Source organism: Caldimonas taiwanensis NBRC 104434 (genome assembly GCF_001592165.1).
Taxonomy (GTDB): Bacteria; Pseudomonadota; Gammaproteobacteria; order Burkholderiales; family Burkholderiaceae_C; genus Caldimonas; species Caldimonas manganoxidans.
Map to the genome: position 1 here is coordinate 1 of NZ_BCWK01000080.1, position 1,013 is coordinate 1,013.

Genomic DNA, 1,013 nt, shown 5'->3' on the forward strand with positions numbered 1-1,013 from the left:
CCGCAAGGGCGAGCGCAGCCATGAACTCGCCATGCAGGACAAGGCCTTGGAGTTCGAGAAGCTGCGCGGCGCCCAGCGCATGGCCGAGATCGGCGCCGGGGCCGACGCAGCATGGAACACCGGAGCCATCGAGGCCTTGCGCGAGGCGGTTGCGGCGCAGGGCCGAACCTCGGGCGTGAAGTGGGCCGATGCGCTGTCCACCACGGTCAGGCCCGTGGTCACCTACCTCTTCGTGCTGATGTATGCCGGGGTGAAGCTCTCGACCTTCGTCGGCTCGGTTCAGTCGGGCGTGGGGTTCGGGCCAGCGTTGCTCGCAGCTTGGTCGGAAGCGGATCAGGCACTGCTCGCAGGCATCCTGAACTACTGGTTCCTCAATCGCACGCTGGAAAAGGGGCTGCGGTGATGGGGCGGTCGGACGAGACTGTGCGGTCGTGGAGCCGCAAGCACCGACCGCTTGCAGAGCGCTTCTGGGAAAAGGTCGAGGTGCGCGCCCCGCATGAATGCTGGCAATGGCTCGCATCGACCAAGGAGGGAGGCTACGGCAAGATCGCCGATGACGACGGGCGCATCCAATTGACGCATCGCATCGCCTATCGCCTGGTCTTTGGTGACCTTTCTCCCGGGCTGGTGGTGTGTCATCGCTGCGACAACCCCGGTTGCGTCAACCCGCAGCATCTCTTCGTCGGTACGCAGGCGGAGAACCTTCGGGACATGCGCAACAAGCGCCGAGACAACCCGCCGCGCGGAAGCAGACACCCCAAAGCCAGGCTCGACGAGGCTTTGGTAGCGCGGGTTCGCGCCGACGTCCGCAGTCATCGGCGCATCGCCAAAGACTACGGTATCGGCAAATCGACCGTCGGCATGATCAAGGCAGGGGCGACATGGACGCACGTGTGATTCGCGTGCCGCCTCAAGCGATCGAGCTTGCGAAACGCTTCGAAGGCTTTCACCGCGTTCCAAAGCACGATCCCAACCGGGCCTATCCGTACATCTGCCCGGCCGGCTATCCGACG

The 1,013-nt window shown here is 64.8% G+C and carries 2 protein-coding genes and 1 pseudogene; all 3 read left to right on the top strand.

Features of this window, described 5'->3' with window-relative positions; genetic code table 11:
- Positions 1-403: hypothetical protein (locus CTA01S_RS16210; protein ID WP_062196861.1), on the top strand; the 403-nt coding region annotated here is incomplete at its 5' end.
- 20 nt (positions 404-423) lie between these two features.
- A complete protein-coding gene (locus CTA01S_RS16215) occupies positions 424-897 on the top strand; it encodes an HNH endonuclease signature motif containing protein (RefSeq protein ID WP_232301117.1) in 474 nt (157 codons plus the stop codon).
- A pseudogene (locus CTA01S_RS16935) lies at positions 894-1,013 on the top strand (lysozyme); the annotation flags it as partial. The gene CTA01S_RS16215 and the pseudogene CTA01S_RS16935, both read left to right, overlap by 4 nt.